This is a genomic window from Kitasatospora acidiphila (assembly GCF_006636205.1).
GTDB lineage: Bacteria > Actinomycetota > Actinomycetes > Streptomycetales > Streptomycetaceae > Kitasatospora > Kitasatospora acidiphila.
This window is the reverse complement of record NZ_VIGB01000003.1, coordinates 2,077,968-2,103,466: the sequence shown is the minus strand read 5'-3', so window position 1 is coordinate 2,103,466 and position 25,499 is coordinate 2,077,968. Positions and strand designations below refer to the sequence as shown.

The window sequence follows — 25,499 nt, the reverse complement described above, 5'->3', positions numbered from 1 at the left end:
CCTCGGACATGACCGACGCGGAGTGTGACCAGGTCCGTGTCCTGCTGCCGGTGCCGGGCTGGTGGAGGGCCGTGGCGGGCGGCCGGAGGGGTACTGCCATCGGCACATGCTGGACGCGGTGCGGTACCTGGTCGCGGGCGGGATCACCTGGCGGGCGATGCCCGCGGACTTCCCGGCCTGGGACCGGGTCTACCGCAGCCCGGCCGCCTACGAGGCCGTGCTCGCCGCCCGACCAACACACCAAAGGTGTTCGTCAAAGCGGAGCAGGCCCAGTTCTGCGTGACCGCAGGTCCCGGCGCCCTGCGCAGGGCAGTGATCGCTAGATGACCAATTCCAAGGGATGCCTGCGGAGGGTGTGGGGTGGGCAGCGGCCGAAGCCACCGCGAGACGGTCAGGGGGCGGGCTGCCGGCCCCGGTTGTCGAGGTGGCAGCGGGCGGTCAGGCGTCAGGGTCGACTTCGGGGTGCGTGAACCGCACGGGCTTGCCCAGCGACCGGGCGTAGGCGATTTCGGCTCGGGTGCTGTCTCCGATGTAGTCGCCGACCAAAGCGCCTAAGTTCGCGATTTCTGAGGCGCTGGCACCACGAACTTGGCTCTGGCGGCCGGGATCCTCGGCTGTGCACGGCTCGGTTCCGACTGATTCGGTGTCGAAGTGCATGACGTTTTCGGTGCCCGGTGAGCCGATCCGTGGTCAGCCGACTTCAGGTACCGCGCCAGGCGGAGCAGGCTCCTCCGCGGTGACACGCCGGACCTCCTTCGACAGGCTCACCGAACCTCCTGAGCTGGCACGCTGAACGATGCTCGGCCGCAGCCTCGGGCTCTAGGGCAGTTGCCGCGGCACGGCCGGCTTCATGTCGCTGACCTGAACGTGACGGCTACGACACCTCACCGCGAGCGGAAATAGGATCGCCACGAGTGGAGTTGGTGAGGGACGTTTGCCGTTTCAGGAGGGGTCATGCGAGCGATTCAGATGTCCGAAGTGGGCGGTCCCGAGGTGCTGCGACTGGTCGATATTGATCAACCGACGCCGGGCCCGGGCCAAGCGGTCGTGGAGGTCGCCGCGTCCGGCGTCAACTTCCTCGACGTATACCACCGCCAGGGCCGGTACACTCTCCCGCTGCCCTTCACCCCGGGCACTGAGGGCACGGGCACGGTCCTCGAGGTTGGACCCGGCGTCACCCACGTCGCTGTGGGAGACCGGGTCGGCTGGGTGGAGATTCCCGGCACCTATGCCGAGCAGGCCGTCGTGGACTCCTCCCGGCTCGTGCCCCTGCCCGACGGCGTCGACTTCGAGGCCGCCGCCGCCGTGCTGCTGCAGGGCATGACGGCGCACTACCTCGTCAAAGACGCCTACCCGGTCCAGCCAGGCGACACGGTGCTCGTGCACGCTGCTGCCGGCGGCATGGGGCTTCTGCTGACCCAGCTCATCACCCATCTCGGCGGCAGAGTGATCGGCACAACCTCGACACCGGAGAAGGCCCAGCTGGCGCGGCGCGCCGGGGCCGCCGAGGTGATCCTCTACTCAACAGTGGACGATCTTGCGGCCGAGGTGAAGCGGCTCCATGGCGGCCAAGGCCTGCCTGTCGTCTTCGACGGCGTTGGCAGGGACACCTTCGATGCGAGCCTCGCCAGCCTGCGAACCCGCGGCCACCTGGTGCTCTTCGGCGCCGCGAGTGGTGCAGTGCCGCCCTTCGACCCCATCCGGCTCGCCCAGGGCGGTTCGCTGACCCTGATCCGGCCAAGCCTCGGGCACTTCATCGCCGATCGGTCCGAGCTGCTCCGACGCGCCGCCGACGTGCTTGAACTGGTGCGCACCAAGGCGCTTGAGACCACCGTGACGGCCCGCTACCCGCTCGCCGAGGTCGCCCAAGCTCACCGCGATCTGGAGGCTCGGCGTACTACCGGCAAGCTACTCGTCATCCCGTAGGCACGGGGTATGGAAAGCAGCCGGTAGCGGATTTCCCCAGGGAGGCGCCTACCGCACCAACATTGGCTCCGAACCAGGCGGGCCAGCACGACGGTCACGGCGGATCGTCACATACAGCTCAACCTTGGACACGGAGACCCGCATGCGGGTATCCGCGGGGCGGCACACCGATCCTCCCCGTCGAGCGAGCCGCGCGTCACCGCCGTGCACCGCGGGTTCCTCGCCCGCTGCCAGCCGGTCGACGGCGGCCACGGCCTCCCCACGCCCCCTGCCCACCGCAAGATGCGCCGCGACTACGAGCGCCGGGAGGTGCAGGCTGCACAGCGGCCGTGGCGGTGCCAGGTGCCCCAGGCGAGGCAGTCGCTGCAGCTGTCCGCGTAGGGCACGCGAGGGTGGCAGCGGCGGCAGTAACCGCCGACGTAGTGGGCGTCGCTGCCGCATGCTGTACAGGTCGGCGGGGGCAGATCGGGGTGCAGGCAGCTGAAGCAGCGGAGCCGGCCGTACTCCGCGATCTTGTTGCCGCATTGCTTGCACGGCCGAGGCCGCAGGTTGCTCACAGCGGTGGTTCCGTCCGGCCGACCCGACGTTCGATCCTGGGGTGCTCGCCCGCGACTGCCGCCGGAGCGTGAGTGCTTGCGGGACGCCGAGCGCGGGCCTTCTCGGGCTCCGGGGCCAGAAGGTCGTTGGGCTGGCAGCCCAGAACCTCGCAGATGATGTCGAGGTCATCCAGGCCTGGTGCCGCACCTCGAGGAACTCGAAGTACGTCGCCAGAGCCTGCGCCTTGCGGACCTTCGTCAGCGTTGCCAGCCGCCGCTGGTCCTCACCGAAGAACCGGTCGAGGTCGCTGGGTACCAACTCCCACAACGGGCGGCCGAACCAGCCTCTCATCTCCATCAGGACGTCCACGTCTCCGGAAATCGTCTCGTCGGCGAGCCCGGCCGCAGCACGCGCGAGTACGAATTCCGACAGCAGGTCCTGCTCGAAGTCCGCGATGTCCTGCGGCGACTGCAGGAGCGGTCGAGATCGGATGGGTGCAACAACTGCGAGCGACATCCCGCCCCCCCAACTTCGCCAAATCCAAGCTAGTTTCAGCCTGACGGAGGAAGGCTCAGGATTTCCGATGTTCGCTCAGTTCTCACCCTTGCGGGTGACGCGACCCGTCGATGCACTGCACAGGGCTGCGGGGGGACGCCGCCCGGAGCGGGGCGCCGGGGAACTCAGGCGCACATTCACAACGAGCACCTCATCAGCGAGCCGGATCTTCGCCCGGTGCAGATCGTCGAGTCGAACCTTCAGCGCCTCGGCCTCGACAGGATCAGACCAAAGTTCGTGCGGCGACTTCATGTCACAGCCAGGCTTGACGACGATCTTTTGACCCCTGGAATTGATCATCTAGGTGAGCGGGACGTGCTGGACGAATCCGGTGATCGAGTGGCCGGCGGGGTTGGCCAGGTCGGCGACGGTGATGCGCCAGGTGCCGGGGGCGGGCAGGTCGACGGTGGTGGAGTAGTGGCCGTCGCCGCGGTGGCGCAGGCCGCGCGGGCCGGTGCGGTCGCCGCTCTCCACGTCCTCGGCGGTGACGCCCAGGGACAGCCGCTCGTCGTCCGCGATGACCCGCACGGGGCAGCGGGCGTCGGACACCGCCTCGGGCACGTCGAGGGAGAGTTCGAGCCCGCCGTCCAGGAAGCTCCGCGGCTGCTGGGCGGTCAGGATCGCCTCGATCTGGTTCAGCAGTGCGGGGTGGTTCTGCAACGAGCCGTGCTGCTGGGCGAAGTAGCGCACCGAGGAGTCGTCGGCGAACCGACTGGGGAAGCAGGAGAAGCGCGGGACGGTTCCGTCGCCGTCCCGGTCCACGCCATCGAGATGACGGTTCGTCAGATACCGTGCACCGTCCGGCCCCAGAGCGGCGCTCTGGCGGGTGGGCTGCCGGTAGCCGCCGAAGACGTGCACCTGGTAGGCATCGTTTGCGGCGGCCGCCAACTCTGCTCGCAGGCGGCGCGCGTCGGCTGCCAACACCGGGTCTGCGCCGGGGAGTTCGATGTGGTCGAGGCCGACGCGCGCACCGTCCGCCCCGGCCATGCAGCGCCAGTCGGGGAGCAGTTGGTGGAGTGAGGGGAGGGAGCGGGCCAGCCGGGTGACCGGTTCGGCGAGCCCGCCGAGACCGGGCAGCACGCCCGCGTTCAGCACCGCGACCGCATTGAGCGAGCCGCGGAACGGCGTCCCCAGGGTGATCAGCGCCCGCGCGTCGGCGTGGCCGCCGAGCACGTCCAGGTAGTAGCCGGCCACCAGGCCGCCCATGGAGTGGGCGAGAAGGACGGTCCGGGCCCCGGTGTTTCCGCTCTGCTCGCGCCAGCGGGCCAGCGCGCCCGAGACCGCGCGGTCCAACCGGTGGGCGTTGCGGCGCACCGAGAGCCGCCAGTCGTAAGGGAAGGGCAGCAGGTTGCCGCCGGAGAAGTCGAAACGCCGGTTCAGGAAGTCGAGCAGGCCGGCGTAGCCGTCGATCGCGGACACCCCGGGCAGGATGTGCAGACCGGGGAGGAGCGCGACCGCCTCGACCCCGTCCTGCGGGTCCCCGTCACCGATCCCGGGCGGCAGCGCGAGCTCGCCCAAGTCGCGCATCCCGCGCAGCGCGTGGCGGCCCATCACGGCGACGCGGCTGTTCCACACTTCCCGGCCGTCCCGGACCAGCACGCTGCCCATGATCCCGGGCAGCACCACGATCAGGTCGGCCACCGATGCCTTGGTCACGGCTCCCCCAGCACTCCGCAGGCCGTACAGTAGGCCCGTTCGGGAGGACCGATCCTGTCACATCGGCGAGCCGGTCCGCAGCGCCGGTGGGAGGACACGGCGACGTGGTGTGGTGCGAGTGATGTCGGGGGACGCTCGGTTCGTCACGATCGGCATGAGCAGCTACCAGGACCGGCGTTGGCGCCGGCTGACCCGGGTGCCCGAGAGCGTCCGCCGGGTCGCAGACCTGCTGCGCTCCATCGGCCACCAGCAGGAGCTGGCCGAACTGGCCACCGGCGGGCCGTGCCGCGAGATCAGCGACCGGCTGGGTCGATGGCGCGGTTCCGGCGACCAGTTGGTGCTCTACTGGACGGGCCACGGCTCGGTGGACGCGGGCCTGCACTTCCTGGTCACCGCGGACTCGCCCGCCACCGGCCTGAGTTCCTACAACGCGGTGCCGACCGAGCAACTGGCCCGGCTGCTGGCGCAGGCGGACTTCACCCAGGTGCTCTTCCTGGTCGACTGCTGCGCGAGCGGCGTGGCAGCCGCTCAGATCGCCGCCACCATCGGCGAGGTGGTCAGCCACACCAGCACCGCGTTCCCCGACCGCCGGTTCTCGGTGATCGCCTCGGCCTGCGGCTACGAGAGCGTCGAGGAGGGCGTCTTCGCCGAGGCACTGGACCAGGTGCTGCGCCGCGGCCCCGACGACCGGCGGTGGACCGAACACGACGAGGTGATCCGCACCGACGACCTGGCCAGGGCGCTGTCCCAGAAGCTGGCCGTCCGCGACGGCGCCACCTCGTACCATGCGGTCGGCGCTCCGGTGCCGACGCTGCGCAACCCCCTGCACCCGGGAGCCCGGATCCCGGACGAGGACGTGGAAACCAAGCGGCAGCGGCGACTTCGCGCCGGCGACGTGGACCAGCACCTGGTGCTCTCGGCGCGCGGCATCGAAGTCGGCGAGACCGGCTGGTACTTCTGCGGGCGGGCACGGCTACTGCGGCGCGTCCTCGGCTGGTTGGCGACGGCGGAGCGCGGACTCTTCGCCGTCACCGGCTCACCGGGCACCGGCAAGTCCGCGCTGCTCGGGCGGATCGCCACCCTGTCGGTGCCCGCGCTGCGGGCCGTCGCCGAGCGGGAAGGGGCGCTCGCGGACACCCCCGACACCCTGCTGCCGGTGCTCGGGTCCGTGGACATGGCGCTGGTCTGCCGCAACAAGACGCTGCAGGACGTGCTGCTCACCGTCACCGAGGCGCTCAACCTGCCGATGCCCGCGAACCCCGGCCGGCTGCGGGCGGTCGACGTCGTGCACGCCGTCGGCGAGCTGGGACGGCGGATCGTGCTGGTGGTGGACGGCCTCGACGAGGCGGCGCCCTCGGAGGCCATGCTGATCGCAGCCGACCTGCTGCGGCCGCTCGCGGACCTCCCCGGGGTCCGGCTGCTGGTCGGCACCCGGCCGGGCCTGGCCGGCCTGACCTCGTCGGACGGACAGCCGCGCCTGCTCGGCGGATTGCTGCAGCCGCTCGCCCCGGACGAGGTCGCCGTCCTGGACAACGAACCGCAGAGCGAGCAGGACCTGACCGCCTATGCGCTCAGGCGCCTGCGCGGCGCCGGGAACCCGCAGCTGGCGGCGGACGACGGCACCGCCGAGCGCTGGGCCCGGATCGTCGCGCGGGCCAGTGCCGGGGTCTTCCTCTACGCCCGGCTGGCCACCCGGATGCTGGCCTCCGGGGCCGTCCCGCTGTCGGCCGACTCGGACGGCGGCTGGCAGAAGTACGTCACCGTCGAGAGCCTGCTGGACGGCGAGTTCCGCCGCTTCCCCGAGACGTGGCGGGTGATCGACCTGCTGCGTCCGCTCGCCTGGGCCGAGGGGGCCGGGCTGCCGCGCCGCGACGTCTGGCCCAGGATGGCCACCGCGCTGGCGCTGAGCGGCCGTTCGTACGGCGACGAGGACATCGCCTGGCTGCTCCGACATGCCGGGTTCTACCTGGTGGAGTCCGGCGAGTCGGGCCAGACCGTCTACCGCCTCTACCACCAGTCGCTCACCGACTACTTCCGTCGCCGCACCCCCGACGACGCCCAACTGCGCATCACCCGCGCCCTGCTGGCGGCGGTGCTCACCGACGGCTCGAACAGCACCGACGGCCCGAGGAGTACTGACGGCCCGAGGAGCGCCGACGGTTCGAGGAGCGCCGAGGGTCCGAACTCCTGGGCGAACGCCAATCCGTACCTCCACCAGCACCTCGCGGCACACGGGCGCGCCGCCGGCCTGCTGCCCCAACTGGTCCGCGACCGCGGCTTTCTGACCCACACCGACCCGGCCCGCACGGCCGGCGCCCTGCTGACCCTCCCCGACCGGTTCGAACTGCCCGCGGTGCGGCTCTACCTGCGAGTGGCGCACCGGCTCCAGGGACTGGCACCCGAGCAGCGGCTGCGACTGCTGCAGATGACCGCGATGACCAACGAACCCGAGCTGCTGCCCCTGCTGGGCGGGCGGACGGCGGTTCCGGTGACCGTCGTGGCGGGCTCGGCCCCGCCGCGCGACTTCAGCATCAGCCTGCGCGGCCACTTCGGCCCGGTCACCGCCCTGGCGAGGCTGCGGCTGCCGGACGGCCGGGAGCTGCTCGCCTCGGCCGGCGGGGACAGCAGGATCAGGATCTGGGACACCGACACCGGGGAGACCGTGCTGGTGTTGGTCGGAGCGGAGGCGACCGTCACCGCGATGGCCTGCTTCAAAGACGCCCGAGGGCGTCAGCTGCTGGCGGCGGCGGCCGGATCGGTGATCCATGTCTGGTCCGTTCCGGACGGCACACCGGTCGCCCTGCTGCGCGGGCACGCCGGCCGGGTGCTCTGCCTGGCGGCCGCCGACTCCGAGCCCGGCTGGCCCGCCATGCTCGCCTCCTCCGGGAAGGACCGCCGGATCTGGCTGTGGAACCCGCGCGACTGGAGCAGCCACTCCCTTCCGCCCGACCACCTCGGCTACGTGACCGCGCTGACCTTCTGCCGCTCGACGGCCGGCGAGCGGCTGCTGCTGTCGGGCGGTGCGGACTGCACCGTACGGGTGTGGGATCTGGACACCGGTCGGCTGGCCGCCCGGCTCTACGGCCACACCGCCCCGGTGCACGCGCTCGCGGACCTCGGCACGATCCGCGGTCGCCACTACGCCGCATCGGGCTCGGAGGACGGCATGGTGCGGGCGTGGGACCTCGGCGCCCTTCGCCCTGCGGCGGCCTGGCCGGGCAGGGTCGGCGCCATCCGGTCGCTGACCTGCGTTCGGGGGGCCGATGGGCTCGGCATCGCCGACAGCCTCTTCAGGACCAACGGCCACGGCGGGGCTGACGGCCTCGGCATGGCCGACGGCCTCCCGGAGCTCGCGGTCGCCGGCACCGAGCCGCGGATCGCGCTCGTCGACCCGCTCAAAGGCACCCTGAGGCGACTGTTCGACAGCAGGATCGATCCGGAAGTCGAGGACGCGGCCACCGTCCGCGCGCCGAGCGGCGCCGCCGACCTCGACCTGCGCGACTCGGCCGCCGGGCTGGAAGGCGCCGACTGCACCTATGCGCTGGCGTCGATCACATCAGCCGGACACGTCCCGCTGATCACCTCCGGCGGTTGGGACGGGATGCTCCGGATCTGGCATCCGGCCCTCGCGGGACCGCCCCAGCAACTGGCCCACGACGGCCGCCGGGTCCGCCGACTGTGCGCGGTCCGGGTGGCCGTCGACGAGTGGCGGCTGGCCATGGACTGGTCCGGGGAACTGAACCTGCTGGAGCCGGACACCGGGAGGACGCGACCACTCGACGACGCGCCCGCGGACCTCAGGGCGATCGCCGCCCTGACGACCCCGCAGGGCGTCCCATTCGTCTTCGCGGCCGGCGACCACGGCATCGCCTGCTACGACGCGCGCCCGGGCGAGCCTGTCGACCCCGAACTGCTGGCGCTCCTCGCAGCCGCGAATGGCCTCAAGGTCCGGTCCCTGACGACCTTCGTGGACGATTGGCGGGTCGCCGTCCTGGTGGTCACCTACGTGCACGTGGGTCAGATCGATGTGCTTTTGTGGGAGCGGTACGGCAAGTGGCATATCACCGTGTCAGCCGAGGACCTGCTGCCCGTGTCCGTCATCGGAGACGACGCAGCCGCGGCCGCACTGCCGGTGCCGGTGCCCGTGCCCGTCGTTCGGGACGACGGAACCGTGCTGCTCGCCTTCCCGATGGGGGAGGACGGCATCTTCGTCTTCGTCGTCCAGGAGGACCAGGTCGTCCCTGCCGTCCAGGAGGACCAACAGGAGTCTGCCGTCCAGGAGGAGCAACCGGCACCGGTGGACGACGAGGATCTCGGCGAGGAGCCCGAGTGGATCGCGCTGCCGGTGCAGACCACCCTCCCCCCGCTGGGTGTGAAGCTCTCCAGTGGCCGGTACGCGCTGGCAGCGGCCGATTCCGAGGGCATCGCGGTGAGTCCGACCGGGTACTGGCAGCCGACCCCCCTCGGCGACAGCAGCGGGCCCTTCGACCACTGGGCCACGCTGCGTGTCGGGGGCACGACCTGATCGTTGCCACCAGCAGCGACGGAAACCTCCGGGTCTGGAACCCCTCGTTCCCGGAGCGGTGGCCGCTGACCGTGCCACTCCCCGGGCGGGCGACCGGGCTCAGTGTGGCCGCGCCGGATGTCGTCTATCTGCTCCTGGGCGACCGTTGGCTCGGGCTGCGGTTGACCGGATTAGTGGAGTTCGCGCGGGTGCCGTGATCAGGAGCGGGCATCCGCGAGTTGCTCGATGACCGGCGCGAAAGCCGCCATGTCCCGTTCCTGGACGCAGACGTAGGAGATGCCGTAGCGCTCGCGGCGGGCCAGCAGGGTGTCGGCGATCTGGGCTGGGGTGCCGACCAGGAGGGTGGGGACGTCGAGGATCTGGTCGGCGGTGAGGTAGGGGAGGCGGCTGCGCATGGCGTGGGCGGCGGCGCGGCGGTCGTCGGTGACCACCACCGTCTGCACCAGGGTGTTGCGCTCGACAGTGGCCGCACGGGGTCCGGCGTGGGTGGTGAAGTACGCGACCCGCTCGTCCATGGCGTCGGCGTCGATGAGGCGCAGGGTGCCACGGGCAGAGTTGGGGGCGAGGGTGGCGCCGGAGAAGGAGACGATGTCGGCGTGGCGGGCGGCGAGGCGCAGCACGCGGTCGCCGTTGCCGCCGATCAGCAGCGGCGGTGGGGTGGCGGGTGCCGGGAAGCCGAGGGCGCGCGGGTCGGCTAGCAGGGCGCGCAGGGTGGTGGCGGTGTCGGCCAGGCGGCTGACCCGGGTGGCGGCGGTGCCCCACTCCAGGCCGGCCGCGTCGAACTCGGCGCGGACGTAGCCGGTGCCGAGGCCCGCCTCCACCCGGCCGCCGGTCAGCTCGTGGGCGGTGAGCAGGTCGCGGGCGAGCAGAACCGGGTTCCAGAAGGCGCAGTTGAGGACGAAGGTGGTCAGCTGCACGCGCTCAGTGGCGGCGGCCGCGGCCATCATGGCGAGGAACGGCGAGTGCACACCGAGGTGGTCGGGGACGGCGATCACGTCATAGCCGAGGCGTTCCGCGGTGCGGCAAGTCTCCGGCCAGGACAGGCCGTTGGATGACGGGACCAGGTTGACGCCGAAGCGGAAGGGGCGGACAGGACTCGTGGGGTTTGTGGCACCTGTGGGGCTCATGGGGCTTGTGGGGCTCATCGGGGTTCAGCTCGTTTCGGTGCGGCGGAGGGCGAACACGGGCTCGCTGGAGAGGTCGTGGAAGTGGTTCAGCAGGCCGGCCAGATCGATCGCCAACTCGTCGGCGGCGTCGGGGTGGAGGAAGCTGCTCCGGTAGGCGAGGGTGCCGAGCAGGGCGTCCGCGTGGCGACTGAAAGTGACCGTCAGGCCGAACTTGTTGGCCGCCTCATCCCGCAACTCATGGTCGAGTGAGGTGAGTTCGGCCTCACCGAGGGTGGTGGACCAGGCGGTGGTGCCCACGCTGTTGAGCAGGCAGTCGAGGTAGGGCGTCCGGCCTGCGGTGCGGGCGGGCCGCAGGCGGCGGACCAGCTCGTCGAACGGCGCGCTCCGGTGCTCGAAGGCGTCGATCACCTGCTCCCGGGTGGCGTGCAGCAGGTTGCCCAGGGTGGTGTCGGGTGCGCAACGGGAGCGGAGCACCACGGTGTTGAGGCACGGGCCGAGAACTGCGCTGTAGTCGCCGCCGGCTCGGTCGGCGACCGGGACACCGAAGGTGAGGTCCGCCTGGCCCGACCAGCGGTGCAGGGCGGCGGCGAGCGCCGTGGCGAGCACGATGAACTGGGAGGCCTGGGCGGCCTCCTGGACTGGCTGCAAGCGCTGGGTCAGATCGGTGGCGAGAGGCAGGGCGACGCTGCCGGAGGGGGTACTCGGTGCGAGGGCGTCCGGGTTGGGGGAGGGCGGCTCGAGGGTGCTGGGAGCGCCGGCGAGTGCGGTGGACCAGTAGGCCAGGTCCGCCGCCGCTCGCTCGCGGCCGGCGTCGGACTGCTGGGCGTGCAGCAACTCCCGGTACTGGCGCGCGGGGGAGTGCACATCGTGCCGGTAGCAGCGGTCCAACTCGGTCAGGAGCAACGGCACCGACTCGCCGTCGAGTACCAAGTGGTGAACGCAGAGGGCGAAGATCCGCTCGCCGCCCGGCAGGGTGAACAGGCCTGCGGTGAGCAGGCGTCCGGCCGCCGGGCTGAAGTCGGTGGCGGCCTGCTCGAACCAGTCGGTGAGCTGGTCGGGGTGCTCGGCGCTCACCAGCGTGAGCTCGGGCTCCCACGGTGCGCCGATCTCCTGGACCAGTCGGCCGTCCTGGTCGGTGAAGCGGGTGCGCAGGATCTCGTGCCGGGCGGTGAGGCGGGCGAGCGCGGCGCGCAACCGGGCCGGATCCAACTCGCCGTGCACCCGCCAGGAGAGCGGGATGTGGTAGCGCGCATGAGTCGGGTCGAGGCGTTCGGCGAGCCAGATGCCCTCCTGGAACCGGCTGGCGGAGAGGGTGGTGGAGTCCTGGCTTGCTTGGTCGTCGGCGTCGGCGTCGGCGTCGGCTTTGGCGTCGCCAGCGTCGTCGGCGTCGTCGGCGTCGGAGTGCTTGAGGGATGCTGCGGAGGAGGCTGCGCGCTGCTGGTCGACGACTGCGGCCAGTGCGCCGAGTCGCGGGTGGTCGAACAGGTCGCGGACGGTGAGCTCCACGCCCAGCCGGTCGTTGATCCGGGCCAGTAGGGTGGCCGCGATCAGCGAGTGGCCGCCGAGTTCGAAGAACGAGTCCTCCGGCAGCAGGTCGGGCACGCGCAGCACCTCGGTCCAGACCGCGCTGACCTCGGCGAGGGTGGCAGGGGAGGCGGTCGGTGCATCTTGCGTGGTCGTGGGGTTGGTCAGGGAGTCGGGTGTCGTATCGACGGCCGGTAGCAGGGCGGTCGCCTCGGCCAGTGTGCGGTCCGGCACGGCGGCCATGTCGGCGAGCACAGTCAGGTAGTCCCGGGTCAGAGCAGTGGTCGTGGCGGGGCCGACCGAGCCGTCCGCGTCCTTCCACAGCAGCCGACTGCCGTTGCTGCCCTCGGTCAGCATCACGGTGAGGCGGTAGTCGGGCACGTCCATCGGGTCGAGCATGCGCACCGAGCAACTACCGTGCTCACCGGCCAACTTGAAATCGAAGACGTCCAGGCCGTTGTCGGCAGCCGAGTCCCAGTACTGGAGGACCGCTTGGTGGGTCTGCCGGCGGCCGTCGGGGCCCAGCAGGCCGGCGCTGCGCAGAATGGCCGGTAGCGGCAGGTCGCCGTGGCGCAGGCCGGCCCGGATGGTGGTGCGCAACTCGCGCAGCAGGTCGGTGTAGCGGTCGGTGGGACGGATCCGCTGGCGGAACGGCAGCACGTTGGCGAAGAATCCGACCCGTCCTCTCAACTCCTCGGTGGAGCGGCCGTGGTAGGGGGCCGAAACGATCAGGTCGGTGCTGCCGGTGTGGTGGTGCAGCGTGACGAAGAGTGCGCCGAGCAGGACGGTGAAGTAGGAGGTGCCGGTGTCCCCGGCCAGTTGGCGCAGCCGGCGAGTCAACTCGGCATCCACGGTGAGTGGCGAGGGCCCGGTGGCGGTGACGGCCGGGCTCGCTGGCAGCTCGGGCGAGGTGATGGGCAGGGGTGGGCCGCTGGCAGCTCGGGCGAGGCGGTGTGCAACGGGCGGGCCGGCGGCAGCTCGGCCAGTGCCTCGCGCCAGTAGGTCCGCAGCGGCTCGCCGCTCGCCTCGTCGGCGGCCGCGCGGGAGCGGCTGGCATGCTCGACCAGCGGTGCGAGGTCGTCCGCAGGCGCCAACTCCTCGCCCGCGTACGCCCGGCGCAGGTCGTCCAGGAGCAGCGGCTGCGAGGTGCCGTCCATGGTGATGTGGTGCACGGTGATCAGCAGCACCGTCCAGTCCGGGCCGGTCAGCACCTCGAACCGGGCCAGTGGGCCGGCGGCCAGGTCGAACGGCCGCTGGGCTGCTGCGAGTTCCCGCTCGGGGGTGCCGGTCACCAAGCGCTCGGTGACCGGCACGGCGTCCGGTGCGGTGCCGGACCAGTCCAGGCACATCCCGTCGGTGCCGCGCGTCACCCGGGCACGCAGGGAGGGGTGGCGGTGCAGCAGCTTGGTGACGGCGGTGCGCAGGCGCGGCAGTTCGAGCTCACCGTCGACCAGCAGGGCGATCGGGATGATGTGCTCCCACTTGGCGGGGTCGAGCTGCCAGGTCACCCACATCGCCTCCTGGGTGACGGACAGCGGTAGCGAGCGGGACTGGTCCATGAGGTTCCTCCTGGCGGGGGTGAGTCAGCGCAACTGGTCGACGAGGGCGCGCTTGTCGGTCTTTCCGGAGGGGCTGAGCGGCAGTTCGGGCACCTGGACGAACCGGCCGGGCACCATGAAGGCGGGCAGCGCCGCCCGGGCGTGAGCGGCGAGGTGATCGGCCTGGAAGCCGGTGCCGGCGGTGCTGCCAGTTTCGCCCGTTCCGCCCGTTCCGCCCGTTCCGCCGGCTTCAGCGGTGCTAGCGGTGCCAGCGGTGCCAGCGGCTCCAGCGGTGAAGAAGGCGACCAGCATCCGTTCGCCGACCCTGCTGGTGGCGGGCACCACCACCAGGTCGCCGACGCCGGGTGCCGTTCGCAGCACCGACTCGACCTCGCCGATCTCGATCCGGTAGCCGTTGATCTTCACCTGGTCGTCGGCGCGCCCGGCGTACTCGAGCACGCCGTCGGCGCGGACCAGGGCGAGGTCGCCACTGCGGTAGTAGCGGCGGGGCTCGCCGTCCGCCAGGGTCAGCACCGGGTAGCGCTCGGCGGTGAGTTCGGGGCGGTTAAGGTAGCCGATCGCCAACTGCGGTCCGGCCAGGTAGATTTCGCCGAGCTCACCGGCGGCGGCCGGCCGGCCATCCTCGGTGAGCACGGCCACCTCGAACCCGTCCAGCGCCGGCCCGATGTTGAGGCCCGGGTCGGCGGCGCCCTCGGATACCGGAGTGCCCACCGGCACGTCGATCTCCGCTGGGAGCAGCCGCCGGCCGGTGGCGAAGACGGTGGTCTCGGTGATGCCGTACATGTTGACGAACTCAGTGCCGGTGCCGTGCGCTTGGCGCCACTCGCGGACCGCGTCCACATCCACGGCCTCGCCGCCGAAGATGACATAGCGCAGGTCGGGTAGCGGTTCGACGCCCGGGGTGGTGGCGGCGCGGGAGAGGTGGCGGAAGACCGAGGGCACCTGGTTGAGCACGGTCACCCGCTCGGCGCGGAGCAGCCGCAGCAGCGCTTCGGGGGATCGGGCGGCCTCGGCGGAGACCACCACCAAGGTGCCGCCGTGGGCCAGGGCGCCCCACAACTCCCAGACGGAGAAGTCGAAGCAGTAGGAGTGGAAGAGGGTCCAGACGTCGTCGGGCCCGGCCGTCACCACCTGCTCGCAGGCGTCCAGCAGCGCGGTCACATTGCGGTGTGAGACCTCGACGCCCTTGGGCGTGCCGCTGGAGCCGGAGGTGTAGATGACGTAGGCGGGTGACTCCGTTGCCACCGGGGGACTTCGACGAGGGCCGCTGTCTCCTCGGTCCAGAGCGCCGAGTCGATGGTGAGCACCCGGTGGCCCGCCGGTGCGGCCGCCGCGCCATCGGCGTCGGTCAGCACCAGGTCCACTGCGGCGTCGTCGGCCATGTACTGCACCCGCTCGGCCGGGTAGGTCGGGTCGAGCGGCACATAGGCGCAGCCGGCCTTCAGTACGGCCAGGATCGCGACCACGACGGCATTCCCGCGCCGCAGATGCAGGCCGATCCGAGCCGGGCCCGACCCGATTTCCCGCGTCAGCAGTGCCGCCAAGCGGCTGGACCGCTCCTCGAGTTGGCGATAGCTCAACTCCTCCTTGTCGTCCCGGACCGCCGGTGCGTCGGGCTGGTGGGCAGCCTGCCGGGCGAAGAGCTGGTGGAGGCAGAGTTCGGTGTTCATGGTGCTGATCACTCCTTGCCGGTGGTCGGCTGGCGCAGGCTGAGCGGACGCAGGTCCGTCCAGACCTCCTTGATGTGGGCCAGGCAGGCGGCCTTGTCGCCGGTGACCCCGGCGTCCTCCCAGCCGGCCGGCAGCTCCCGGCCCGCCGGCCAGACGGAGTACTGGTGCTCGTGGTTGCGGACCACGAGGTACGGGCGGTCGTCGCCGTCCTCGAACATGTGGTGTCCCTTGGTCATTGAGTCGTCGAATGCGGTTCAGCTGGGCTAGGTCAACGCCGCTGTGGTTCAGCCGAGCGAGGCCGGCTCCGCCGTTGATCAGCCGAGCGGGTCCAATTCCGCTGTGGTTCAGCCGAGTCGGGCCAACTCGGCGCCGAGGTGCGCGAGGAGTTCGGCGCCGGCGGGGCCGGTGGGTTCGGCGGGGAAGAAGTGGCCGCCGGGCAGCATCCGCAGAGTGAAGGTGCCGCTGGTGTGATCGCGCCAGGCGGCGAGTTCGGGCTCGCTGCACGTGGTGTCGGCGAGGCCGCCGTAGACGCTGACCGGGGTCGACAGCGGCGGACGCTCGCGATAGCGGTAGCCGTAGTCGAGTGCGAAGTCGGCGCGGATCGGCGGCAGCGCCAGCCGCAGCAAATCCGGCCTGGCCAGCACCGCATCGGGCGTACCGCCGAGCGCCGTCATCACCCCGGCCAACTCGGCATCAGGCAGCTGGTGGTAGGGCAGCCCGGCGCTGCCGAGCCAGGGTGCCCGGTGAGCTGCGGCGACCAGCGCGACGGGGGCGTGGGCGGCCGAGTCGCGCAACCGGTCGGCGAGTTCGAAGCCGATCACCGAGCCCAGGCTGTGGCCGAAGACGACGGTCGGCAGCGCGGGTTCGGCCAGCACCGCCCCGGCCAGGGCGTCGATCAGCGGATCCATCGCGGTGTACGGCTGCTCGCGCAATCGCGAGCCGCGTCCGGGCAGTTGCACCGCGCAGACCTCCACGCTCGACGGCAGCCGCTCGCTCCACCCCCGGTACATCGCGGCGGCGGCCCCGGCACCGGGCAGGCAGAGCAGCCGCACCCGGGCGTCGGGGCGTGGCAGGAACCGCAGCAGCCAGCGGCCGTTCACCCCGTGCCCTCCTGCCGCAGGCGCTCGGCCAGCTCCCCGATGGTCGGGTGGTGGAAGAGCACGCTGACGCTGACCGTCAGTCCGGCCTCGCGGGCCCGGTGGACCACCTGGATGCTCTTCAGTGAGTCGCCGCCGATCTCGAAGAAGTCCTCGTTCACGCCGAGTTGGGGCCGGCCCAGCACCTCGGCCCAGATTCCCGCCAAGGTCCGTTCCAACTCATCGCGCGGCTCGACCAGTTGAAGCTGATCCGGGTCGCTGTGGTCGGGCAGCGGAAGGGCCGCCCGGTCGACCTTGCCGCTGGAGGTGACCGGGAATCCGGGGAGCACGATCAGGTGGGCGGGGACCATGTGCCGGGGCAACTGCTCACGCAACCGCTCGCGCAGCGTCGTGATGTCGGCGCCGGCCTGGTCGAGCAGCAGGTAGGCGGTGAGGGCGGGTTCGGCGCCCGTGGTGGCGGCCGGTGTGGTGGTCACCAGGGCGTCACGCACCTCGGGCTGGGCGCGTAGGGCGTTTTCGATTTCGCCGGGTTCGATTCGGAAGCCGCGGACTTTGAGTTGGTGGTCGTTGCGGCCGAGGTAGTCGAGGGTGCCGTCGGCTCGCCAGCGGACCAGGTCGCCGGTGCGGTAGAGGCGGGCGCCGGGGGTGTTGGTGGCGAAGGGGTGTGGGACGAAGCGGTCGGCGGTCAGGTCGGGGCGGTTCAGGTAGCCGCGGGCCAGGGCGATGCCGCCCAGGTACAGTTCGCCCGCCACGCCGACCGGTACCGGGCGCAGCTCCGCGTCCAGTACGTAGACCTCGACACCGGCGATCGGCCGCCCGATCGGCACCGAGGCGCTGGGGGCCAGGTCGGGAGGGCAGGCCCACTCGGTGACCTCGATGGACGCCTCGGTGGGGCCGTAGAAGTTGGTCAGCCGCACTGGAAGCTCGCTCAGGCAGCGCTCCACCAGCGGTGCGGGCAGCGCCTGGCCGCTGCACAGCACCCGCTGAAGGGACTTGCAGCGGTGCAGGTCGGGCTCGCCGAGGAAGGCTTCCAGCATCGGCGGCACGAAGTGCACGGTGGTGACCGCCTCCTGCTCGATCAGCTCCACCAGGTACGCCGGGTCGCGGTGCCCGCCTGGGGCGGCGATCACCAGGGTCGCGCCGACGGTCAGGGGCCACAGCAGCTCCTGGACGGAGACGTCGAAGGTGTACGGGGTCTTCTGCAACACCCGGTCGTCCTGGGCGAGTTGCAACGAGCCCTGGAGCGTCCGGACCCGGTTGGCCAGCCCTCGGTGCGGCACGCCGACCGCCTTGGGCTCGCCGGTGGAGCCGGAGGTGTGGATGACGTAGGCGAGTTCGTCCGGCTGGACCTTGGCCGGCCCGGGCATCGCCACGGACGGATGGGGTGCGGCATGCGGTTCGTCGAGCGCGTCGACGGCCAGCACCGGGACCCCGGCCGGCGCCAGCGCGGTGGCGAGTTCGACGGTGGTCAACACCTGGGCTGCGCCGGACTGTTGCAGCAGACGGGTCAGCCGCTCCGGTGGGTCCTCGGGCGACAGCGGGAGGTATGCGCAGCCGGAGCGCAGTACGGCCAGGATCGCCGGGACCAGGTCCAGCCCGCGCGGCAGGCAGAGCGCCACCACCGTTCCGGGCTGCAGTGGCGCCCGCTCGGCCAGCCGGGCGGCGATCCGCCCGGTCCGCGTGGCCAGTTCGGCGTAGCTCACCTCGGCGCCTTCGAAGACCAGCGCGGTGTGCCCGGGCGTCTGCGACATCTGACGAACGATCAACTCATCGACGGATCCGTCCCATGGATGCGGATCCCCGCTTCGGCTCCAGTCATGCAGGACCTGAGCGGTCTGCTGCTCGTTGAGTAGTGGCAGGTCCGTCACCCGGGTCTGCGGTGCGGCGAGCGCGGCGTCCAGCAGGGTGCGGTACTGCTCGGCCAGCCGGGCCACGGTCGGTGCGTCGAACAGCTCGGTGCGGTAGCGGAAGGTCGCCAGTGCGCCGTCGCCGTGCGGGCGGATCTCCAGCCACAGGTCGGTGAACGTGGTCGGTGGCCGCACCGGCAGCACCTCGACCGCCAGGCCGGCCAACTCCGGCACGGTGAGAGGCTGCTGGAGGGCGAACATGACCTGGAAGAGCGGGTCGTGACTGGGAGTGCGGTCCAGTCGCAGTTCCGTCACCAGCTGGTCCAGCGGCACACCCTGGTCGGCGAACGCCGCCAGCGCCGTACGCCGGGTGCGGGTCAGCAGCTCGGCGAAGCTCGGTTCGCCGGTCAGATCCAGGCGCAGCGGCAGCGTGTTGACGAACATGCCGATCAGCGGTTCCACAGCGCTGCTGGTGCGGCCGGCCGCCGGGCTGCCGATCACCAGATCCCGGGTGCCGGAGAGCCGGGAGAGCTGCACGGCGAATGCGGTGAGCAGGGTCATGAACGGCGTTGCCCGGTGCTGCCGTGCGGTGTCCAGCACGCGCTGCCACAACTCGGCGTCCAGCGGCAGGTCGTGGGTGGCGCCGGCGACCCCCTGGACGGCGGGGCGCGGGTGGCTGGTCGGCAGCTCCAGTACGGTGGGTGCGCCCGCCAGGCGGTCGCGCACCCGGGCGAGCGACTGCTGCCCGTCCGGGCCGAGCAGTGCGGCCCGCTCGCGTGCCGCGTACTCGCCGAACTGCATGGGCAATGCGTCGAGTTTCGGTGCGGTGCCGCTGCGGTGGGCGGCGTAGAGCGTGCTGAGCTCCAGATAGAACCTGCCCATCGACCAGCCGTCGGACACGGTGTGGTGGCAGACCACGGCCAGCACATGGTCCTGCTCGCCCAGTTGGAGCAGGCTGGTGCGGATCAGCGGGCCCTGGGCGAGGTCGAACTCGTCCAGGGCGTCCGCCTCGACGAGGGCGGTGGCCCGGGCGGCGCGCTCCTCGGCCGGCAGGCCGCGCAGGTCGGTGAGCGGAAGGGCGAGCTCGAGGTCGGCGGCGATCTGCTGGCGGGGTTCGCCGTCCACCAGCTCGAAGGTGGTGCGCAGGCTTTCGTGCCGGTCCACCAGCTGCTGCAGTGAGCTGTGCAGAGCGTCGCGGTCCAGGGGGCCGGTCAACCGCAGGGCGGAGACCAGGTTGTAGGCGCTGTTGCCGCCGGTGAAGTGGTCGAGGAACCAGAGCCGGCGCTGCGCGAACGAGGCGGGTGCGGTCCGCCGGTCGGCGGGCGGGGGAGCGGTGTCCGTCACAGGGCTTCCCCAGTCGCGTGCAGGGTATCGAGCAACTCGGCGATCACGTTGGCGAGTTCGGGAACGGTGGGGTAGTCGAAAACCGCCTCCAGCTCAGGCGCGACGCCGAACTCGTCCTCGACCAGCGAGATCAGCTGCACGGCGGTCAGCGAGTCGCCGCCGAGCTCGAAGAAGTCGCGGTCGGCGAGGGCACTGCCGTCGCCGCTGGCGTCGTCGCCCAGCACCTTGGCGAAGAGCACCGAGAGGCGTTCGGTGATGGTGCCGCTCACGAGAGCGGCGGGAGCCTGCGCCTGCCCCGGAGTGGTCTGGTGGCCGATGAACGGCTCGGGGCGGACCAGGAGTTCGCGGCGCTCGAACGGATAGGTGGGCAGCGGCACCCGGAGCCGGCGTGCGGTGCCGTGCAGTCGGGCCCAGTCGACCGCGGTGCCCTGCTGCCAGTGCCGGCCCACCGTGTCGAGCATCGCGGGGCGTTCGGCCTCCGGGGCCTGCTCAAGCCGGTCGAGGAGCTCGTCGAGTTGGGCGTTCGGCTCAGCGCTGGTCACCTCGCAGTCGAGCATGGCAACCGCCTCGGCCACGGAGGCACACACCAGGTAGCGCCGGTGTGCGAAGGCGTGGCGGCCGGTCTGCAGTGTCCAGGCCACCTCGGCCAGTGGCAACTGCGGCTGCTGGCGCAGGTGTTCGGCGAGGCGGCGGGAAGCGGCGGCGAGCGCGGCAGGCGTGCGGGCGGAGAGCACCAGCAACTGGGCGCGCTGGTCCGGGACGTGGGGCACGGTCGGCGCCTCTTCGAGCACCACATGCGCATTGGTGCCGCCGATGCCGAAGGAGCTGACTCCGGCCCGGCGCGGCTCACCGGCGGTCGTCGCCCAGTCCCGTGCGTCGGTGTTCACCGTGAACGGGGTGGCGGTGAAGTCGATCGCCGGGTTGGGCGCGGTGAAGTGCAGGGTGGGGGGCACGATCCGGTGTTGCAGGGCCAGCGCGGTCTTGATCAGGCCCGCCACACCGGCGGCGGTGTCGGTGTGGCCGATGTTGGTCTTGACCGAGCCCAGCAAGACCGAGCCGGCCGGCAGCCGGTCGCCGCTGCCGGCCCGGAACGCCTGGGCCAGCGCGGTGACTTCGATCGGGTCGCCGACCGGGGTCCCGGTGCCGTGCGCCTCGACGAAGGAGATGGCGCCAGGTTCCACCTCGGCTGCCAGGTGCGCCAGTTGGATCACCTCGGACTGGCCGGCGACGCTCGGCGCGGTGAACCCCGCCCGCTCATGGCCGTCGTTGTTCACGGCGGAACCGCGGATCACGGCGTGGATGTGGTCGCCGTCCTCCAGCGCGTCCTGCAGCCGGCGCAGCACCACGACACCCGCGCCGTCGCCGCCCACGATCCCCTTGGCATCCGCCGAGAAGGTGCGGCAGCGGCCGTCGGGCGACATCGTGCCGCCCTCCAGGTAGCGGTAGCCGGAGCGGGGCAGCCGCAGCGTCACCCCGCCGGCCAGCGCCAGATCGCAGTCACCCGCGAGCAGCGCCCGCCCGGCCTCGTGGACGGCGACCAGCGACGACGAACAAGCCGTCAGCACCGCCATGCTGGGGCCGGTCAGGCCGAGCTTGTAGGAGACCCGGGTGGCCAGGTGCTCGGGTTCGTTGGAGATGGCGAGCGCGAGGTCGTCGACTCCCGGGAACCGCTCGGCCTGGGCCTGGACCAGCATCGGATAGCCGTTGCGCCCGGCGCCCGCGTAGACGCCGACCGTACCGGGCACGGCCCGCGGGTCGTAGCCCGCCCGCTCCAGGGCCTCCCAGGCGCACTCCAGGAAGAGGCGGTGCTGCGGGTTGAGCAATGTCGCGTCGCGGGTGGAGAACTGGAAGAAGTCGGCGTCGAACTCCCCGATGCCGTCCACGATTCCGTGCATCGGCACCTGGCGCGGGTCGTCCAGCACGGCCGGGTCGTGGCCCCACTCGGCCAACTCCTCGGCGGTGAACGGGCGCACGCAGTCCCGGCCGGCCACCAGGTTGTCCCAGTACTCCTCGGGTGTCGCGGCGCCGGGGAAGCGGCAGGCCAGGCCGACGATGGCGAGGTGCGTGTCCGTGTTGTCGTATTCGGTGGTGCTCACGTGTCAGTCCTTCCGGGTGTGCTGGGCGCGCAGCGCCTTGAGTCGGGCGGTGCCGCGGCGCAGCCGGGCGACGGCGGGGGCGGCCGCCGCCTCGCGGATGGCGGGCGCCTGTTGGCGGGTGGCGGGCACCGGGGCGTCGGCTGCTGCCAGATGGCGGGCCAGGGCGGCGATGGTGGGGTGCTCGAAGAGGGTGAGGACGCCCAGGTCGCGGGCCAACTCCCGGGCCAGCCGCTCCCGGACGCCGGCCAGCAGCAGCGAGTGGCCGCCGAGGTCGAAGAAGTTGTCCTGAGTGCCGAAGTCGCGGTGGCCCAGCGCCTCCGCCCAGACCTCGGCGATCTGCTGTTCCAGCGGCGTGAGTTGGCCGCCACCGGGGGTCGAACGGACCGCCAGCGGGGTGCCCTGGCCGGGCAGCGCGGCGCGGTCCACCTTGCCGTTGACGGTCAACGGGAGTGCGGGCAGCAGGCGGTAGTCCTGCGGGCGCATGTAGCCGGGGAGGCGGCTGGTCAACTCCTCGTGCAGCTCGGCGCGGTCGGGCGGGGTCGTCGGGTCGGCGGGCACCAGGTAGGCGGCGAGCGCCTCGCCCTCCAAGCCCACCACGGCGTCGCGGACCCCGGGGTGGGCGCGTAGGGCGTTTTCGATTTCGCCGGGTTCGATTCGGAAGCCGCGGACTTTGAGTTGGTGGTCGTTGCGGCCGAGGTAGTCGAGGGTGCCGTCGGCTCGCCAACGGACCAGGTCGCCGGTGCGGTAGAGGCGGGCGCCGGGGGTGTTGGTGGCGAAGGGGTGTGGGACGAAGCGGTCGGCGGTCAGGTCGGGGCGGTTCAGGTAGCCGCGGGCCAGGGCGATGCCGCCCAGGTACAGTTCGCCGGCCACGCCGACCGGTACCGGGCGCAGCTCCGCGTCCAGTACATAGGCGTCGACACCCGGGATCGGGCGGCCGATGTCCGGGAGGGAGCCGCGGTCGTCAGGGGTGACCGCTCCCGAGGTGGCCACCACCGTGCACTCGGTCGGGCCGTAGTTGTTCACCAGGCGGAACGGCAGCTCGCCTGTCCCGAGGCCGTGCAGGCGGTCGCCTCCGGTGAGGACGGTGCGCGGGGCGCCGGCCGGCCAGGGGGCGGTGGCCAGGCGTTCGACCAGCGGGTGGGCGTGAAGCAGCTGGTGACCGCCCGCTCGGCCAGCCACTCGGCCAGCTCGCGCGGGGCCAGCACGGTGGCTGCGTCCGGCACTTCGAGGGTGGCTCCGGCGGCCAGGGCCGGCCAGATCTCCCAGGCCGAGGCGTCGAAGCCGGGGGCCGCGATCAGAGTGGTCCGGTCGCCAGGGGTCAGGCCGAACTCCTGGTGGTGCCAGGCGACCAGGTTGGCCAGCGCCCGGTGCTCGATCATCACGCCCTTGGGGGTGCCGGTCGAGCCGGAGGTGTAGATGACGTAGGCGAGATCGGTGAGGGTGGGTTCGGTGGGGCGGGGTTGTTGGGGACGGGTTGTTGGGGACGGGGTTGTTGGGGGTGTGGGGGGATTCGCGAGCGGGGGCGTAATGCTGGGCATTATTAGCGCGCCGGGGTCGGCGTCGGCTGGCGCGGGGTCCGGTGCTGCGGTGGGCGCGCCCGTCCTAATGGGCATTATTAGTGCGCCGTCGGCGGTGGATGCGGCGCCCGGTGTTGCTGCCCGTGGCGCCCTAATAATGGCCATTATTAGGCCCCCGCCACCGCCATCTCCGTCACGGCCGCTGGCACCGTCGGCCGGCGTGACGTCCGGCGCTGCCCCCGGTGCGCCCGTCCTAATGCCCATTATTAACGCGTCGCCGCCCGCCGGAGCAGGCAGCGCGCCCGCCTCCGCTCCCGCCCCCGACTCCCTCGTACTAATGGGCATTATTAGATCCGGGCGGTCCGTCACCACCGCCATGGGCGCAGCCTCCGCAAGCACAGCGGCCAGTCGCCCACGCGGGTTTGCCGGGTCCAGCGGCAGATAGGCGGCGCCACTCTTGAGGACGCCCAGCTCCGCGATCACCAGCTCTGGCCCACGCGGCAGGCAGACGGCCACCAGGCGGCCGGGCCCGGCCCCCTCGGCGACCAGTCGGGCCGCCACCAGGCCGGCCTGCCGGTCGAGTTCGGCGTAACTGAGTTCGCTCGTCGCGGTGCGCACCGCGATGGCCGACGGCTGCGCCGCGGCCCGGCGCTCGATCAGCCGGTGCACGCAGTCGTCGACGGGCACCGGCGGGACCCCGCACCGGCCAGCAGCCGCCGCTCCTCCCGCGCACCCAGCACGGGCAGCTGGGCGAGCACAGTGTCCGGCGCGGCCAACGCCGCAGTCAGCAGCCGCAGATAGCGCTCGCTGAGCAGATCGGCGGTTTCGGGTGCGAAGAGGTCACCGCGGTAACCCATCCAGCCTTCGGCAGCGTCGGAGCCGAACGCCACGTGCAGGGTCAGCTCGAACTTGGCGGTGTCGATCCGGACCGGTACCGCGCTGGCGGCCAGCCCGCGCAGCCCGAGGTCGGGGCCGGCCTGGTCCTCGTAGGTGAAGACGCTCTGGAAGACCGGGTGGCGCGAGGTCAGCCGCTCCTCGACCAGCTCCTCCACCAACTGCTGGAACGGCAGATCCTGGTACTCATGGCCGGCCAGGAAGGTGTCGCGCACCTGGTGCAGCAGCTCGGCGAAGGTCGACTCGGGCCGCAGCCGGACCCGCAGCGGCAGCATGTTGACGAAGAGCCCGACCAGCCCCTCGTCCGCCAGCCTCGTGCGGCCGCTGACCGGTACCCCGACCACCACCTCGTCCGTGCCGGCCAACCGGCCCAGCAACGCGGCGTAGGCGGCGAGCAGCACCACGAACCGGGTGACCCGCTTCTTGATGGCCAGTTGGCCTGCCTGCTCGGCGAGTTGGGGCGGCAGGCCGAACCGGCGGGCGCCGCCGGCGCTGCTCGCCACCTTGGGGTGCGGCCAGTCGGTGGGCAGCTCAAGGCAGTTGGGGGCGCCATCCAACTCGCGCCGCCAGTAGGCCAGTGCCTCGGTGCGGCGCTCGGCGGCCGACGGCGCCCGCTCGGCAGCCGCGTAGTCCCGGTAGTCATGAGCGGGTTCGGGCAGCGGGGAGGCAGACAGCGTGCCGTCGAGCGCGGCGGCGTAGTCCTCGGCCAGATCGCGTTCCACGATGCCCAGCGACCAGCCGTCCACCACGATGTGGTGGAACGACAGCACCAGCACATGCTCCTGCGGCGCCAGCCGGACCAGCCCGGCGCGGAACAGCGGCCCCTCGCAGAGGTCGAACGGCGTCAGGGCGAGCCGGTCGACGGCCTCGGCCAGCGCCTGCTCCCGGGCCGGCTCCGGCAGGTCGGTCAGATCGGCGACCGGCAGCGGCACCGGTGCGGTGGCAGCCGGGATCCGCAGCACGGGTGCACCGTCGCGCAGCGGGAAGGTGGCGCGCAGCAGGCTGTGCCGCTCGGCCAGCCGCGTCACCGCACGCTCCAGTGCCGGGAGTTCGAGCGGACCGCGCAGCCGAGTGGCCTTGGGCACGTGGTAGTCGCTGCTGTCCGGGCGCAGTTGCCAGAAGAACCAGAGCCGCTGCTGGGCCGCCGAAAGCGCTGAGAACTCGAGCCGGGACTCCTGGGTGCTACCGGGCATCACTGGTCTCCAAGCCCGCGGTGTAGAGCGCGAGTTCGGCGATGGTCGGGTGCTCGAAGAAGGCCGCCAGCGGGACCTCCACGCGCAGCGCCTGCCGCATCCGGGAGATCACCTGCGAAGCGGTCAGTGAATGGCCGCCCAGCTCGAAGAAGTTGTCCTCGGCGGTGAGGCCGTCCAGGCGCAGCACGTCCTGCCAGATGCCGGTGATGGTGGCCCGCAGTTCTTCGAGCGATTTCCGGCCGGACGCGGTTTCCGGTGCCTGCTGCGGCGCATTCTCCGCCGATTGTCCTCGGCCAGTCATGGCGCGGCCTTTCTCTTGCTTCAAGGGAGTTGATGGAAGGGCGTCAATTGGGCCCCGCCGCAATGGCCGCAGAGCGCTTTGCGGTTCTTCGCAGCGGTCCCAAGATGAACGGATCCGGAGAGCGGACGCAA

19 protein-coding genes and 1 pseudogene are annotated in these 25,499 nt (G+C 71.8%); 4 read left to right on the top strand and 16 right to left on the bottom strand.

Features of this window, described 5'->3' with window-relative positions:
* Nucleotides 1-106 precede the first annotated feature (106 nt).
* A complete protein-coding gene (locus tag E6W39_RS41245) occupies nucleotides 107-283 on the top strand; it encodes a hypothetical protein (protein WP_267286684.1) in 177 nt (58 codons plus the stop codon).
* Between the two features lie 155 nt (nucleotides 284-438).
* On the opposite strand, the gene E6W39_RS10595 is transcribed toward E6W39_RS41245, so the two are convergent.
* Nucleotides 439-657: a hypothetical protein gene (locus E6W39_RS10595; RefSeq protein ID WP_141633321.1), complete on the bottom strand. Its 219-nt coding sequence runs from the start codon at nucleotides 655-657 to the stop codon at nucleotides 439-441.
* 297 nt (nucleotides 658-954) lie between these two features.
* Here E6W39_RS10595 and E6W39_RS10590 point away from each other — a divergent pair, with 297 nt between their 5' ends.
* Entirely contained in the window at nucleotides 955-1,926 is a 972-nt protein-coding gene (locus tag E6W39_RS10590) for a quinone oxidoreductase family protein (RefSeq protein ID WP_141633320.1), read from the top strand.
* 204 nt (nucleotides 1,927-2,130) lie between these two features.
* Nucleotides 2,131-2,307, top strand: a complete 177-nt coding sequence (locus tag E6W39_RS41240) for a hypothetical protein (RefSeq protein WP_228718070.1) — start codon at nucleotides 2,131-2,133, stop codon at nucleotides 2,305-2,307.
* A 172-nt stretch (nucleotides 2,308-2,479) separates the two neighbouring features.
* On the opposite strand, the gene E6W39_RS10580 is transcribed toward E6W39_RS41240, so the two are convergent.
* From E6W39_RS10580 to E6W39_RS10570, 3 genes are all read right to left on the bottom strand, one after another.
* Entirely contained in the window at nucleotides 2,480-2,656 is a 177-nt protein-coding gene (locus tag E6W39_RS10580; RefSeq protein ID WP_141637665.1) for a helix-turn-helix domain-containing protein, read from the bottom strand.
* Nucleotides 2,657-3,054: 398 nt separating this feature from the next.
* Nucleotides 3,055-3,318: a hypothetical protein gene (locus tag E6W39_RS10575; RefSeq protein WP_141633319.1), complete on the bottom strand. Its 264-nt coding sequence runs from the start codon at nucleotides 3,316-3,318 to the stop codon at nucleotides 3,055-3,057.
* Complete coding sequence (locus E6W39_RS10570) at nucleotides 3,319-4,674, bottom strand: lipase/acyltransferase domain-containing protein (protein WP_181799190.1); 1,356 nt, start codon at nucleotides 4,672-4,674, stop codon at nucleotides 3,319-3,321.
* Between the two features lie 121 nt (nucleotides 4,675-4,795).
* On the opposite strand from E6W39_RS10570, the gene E6W39_RS10565 reads away from it, so the two are divergent.
* Entirely contained in the window at nucleotides 4,796-9,199 is a 4,404-nt protein-coding gene (locus tag E6W39_RS10565) for a WD40 repeat domain-containing protein (protein WP_181799189.1), read from the top strand.
* A 197-nt stretch (nucleotides 9,200-9,396) separates the two neighbouring features.
* Here the strand turns inward: E6W39_RS10565 and E6W39_RS10560 are convergent, their stop codons facing one another.
* From E6W39_RS10560 to E6W39_RS10500, 12 genes and pseudogenes are all read right to left on the bottom strand, one after another.
* Complete coding sequence (locus E6W39_RS10560) at nucleotides 9,397-10,326, bottom strand: TIGR03621 family F420-dependent LLM class oxidoreductase (RefSeq protein ID WP_141633316.1); 930 nt, start codon at nucleotides 10,324-10,326, stop codon at nucleotides 9,397-9,399.
* Nucleotides 10,327-10,350: 24 nt separating this feature from the next.
* Nucleotides 10,351-12,702 (bottom strand): condensation domain-containing protein, encoded by a 2,352-nt coding sequence (locus E6W39_RS10555; RefSeq protein WP_181799188.1) that lies wholly within the window; start codon nucleotides 12,700-12,702, stop codon nucleotides 10,351-10,353.
* A complete protein-coding gene (locus E6W39_RS10550; protein ID WP_141633314.1) occupies nucleotides 12,687-13,409 on the bottom strand; it encodes a condensation domain-containing protein in 723 nt (240 codons plus the stop codon). Before E6W39_RS10550 ends, E6W39_RS10555 begins: the two co-directional genes overlap by 16 nt.
* Nucleotides 13,410-13,433: 24 nt before the next feature.
* Nucleotides 13,434-15,079, bottom strand: a pseudogene (locus tag E6W39_RS42790) (amino acid adenylation domain-containing protein).
* Nucleotides 15,080-15,087: 8 nt separating this feature from the next.
* Nucleotides 15,088-15,315 carry an MbtH family protein gene (locus E6W39_RS10535; RefSeq protein ID WP_228718069.1) on the bottom strand — a complete coding sequence of 76 codons (228 nt, stop codon included), beginning with the start codon at nucleotides 15,313-15,315 and terminating at the stop codon, nucleotides 15,088-15,090.
* Between the two features lie 108 nt (nucleotides 15,316-15,423).
* The gene (locus tag E6W39_RS10530; RefSeq protein WP_141633311.1) at nucleotides 15,424-16,179 is read right to left on the bottom strand and encodes a thioesterase II family protein; all 756 of its coding nucleotides are present in this window, start codon (nucleotides 16,177-16,179) and stop codon (nucleotides 15,424-15,426) included.
* On the bottom strand, nucleotides 16,176-19,367 hold the full coding sequence (locus E6W39_RS10525; RefSeq protein ID WP_141633310.1) for a non-ribosomal peptide synthetase: 3,192 nt from the start codon (nucleotides 19,365-19,367) through the stop codon (nucleotides 16,176-16,178). Before E6W39_RS10525 ends, E6W39_RS10530 begins: the two co-directional genes overlap by 4 nt.
* Complete coding sequence (locus E6W39_RS10520; RefSeq protein WP_141633309.1) at nucleotides 19,364-21,463, bottom strand: type I polyketide synthase; 2,100 nt, start codon at nucleotides 21,461-21,463, stop codon at nucleotides 19,364-19,366. The genes E6W39_RS10525 and E6W39_RS10520 overlap by 4 nt, the downstream gene beginning before the upstream one ends.
* A 3-nt stretch (nucleotides 21,464-21,466) precedes the next feature.
* Nucleotides 21,467-22,486 (bottom strand): non-ribosomal peptide synthetase, encoded by a 1,020-nt coding sequence (locus E6W39_RS42780; RefSeq protein WP_181799187.1) that lies wholly within the window; start codon nucleotides 22,484-22,486, stop codon nucleotides 21,467-21,469.
* Complete coding sequence (locus E6W39_RS44490; protein WP_141633307.1) at nucleotides 22,483-23,667, bottom strand: AMP-binding protein; 1,185 nt, start codon at nucleotides 23,665-23,667, stop codon at nucleotides 22,483-22,485. Before E6W39_RS44490 ends, E6W39_RS42780 begins: the two co-directional genes overlap by 4 nt.
* Entirely contained in the window at nucleotides 23,637-25,067 is a 1,431-nt protein-coding gene (locus tag E6W39_RS10505; RefSeq protein WP_141633306.1) for a condensation domain-containing protein, read from the bottom strand. Before E6W39_RS10505 ends, E6W39_RS44490 begins: the two co-directional genes overlap by 31 nt.
* Entirely contained in the window at nucleotides 25,057-25,368 is a 312-nt protein-coding gene (locus E6W39_RS10500) for a phosphopantetheine-binding protein (protein WP_141633305.1), read from the bottom strand. The genes E6W39_RS10505 and E6W39_RS10500 overlap by 11 nt, the downstream gene beginning before the upstream one ends.
* Between the last annotated feature and the right edge of the window lie 131 nt (nucleotides 25,369-25,499).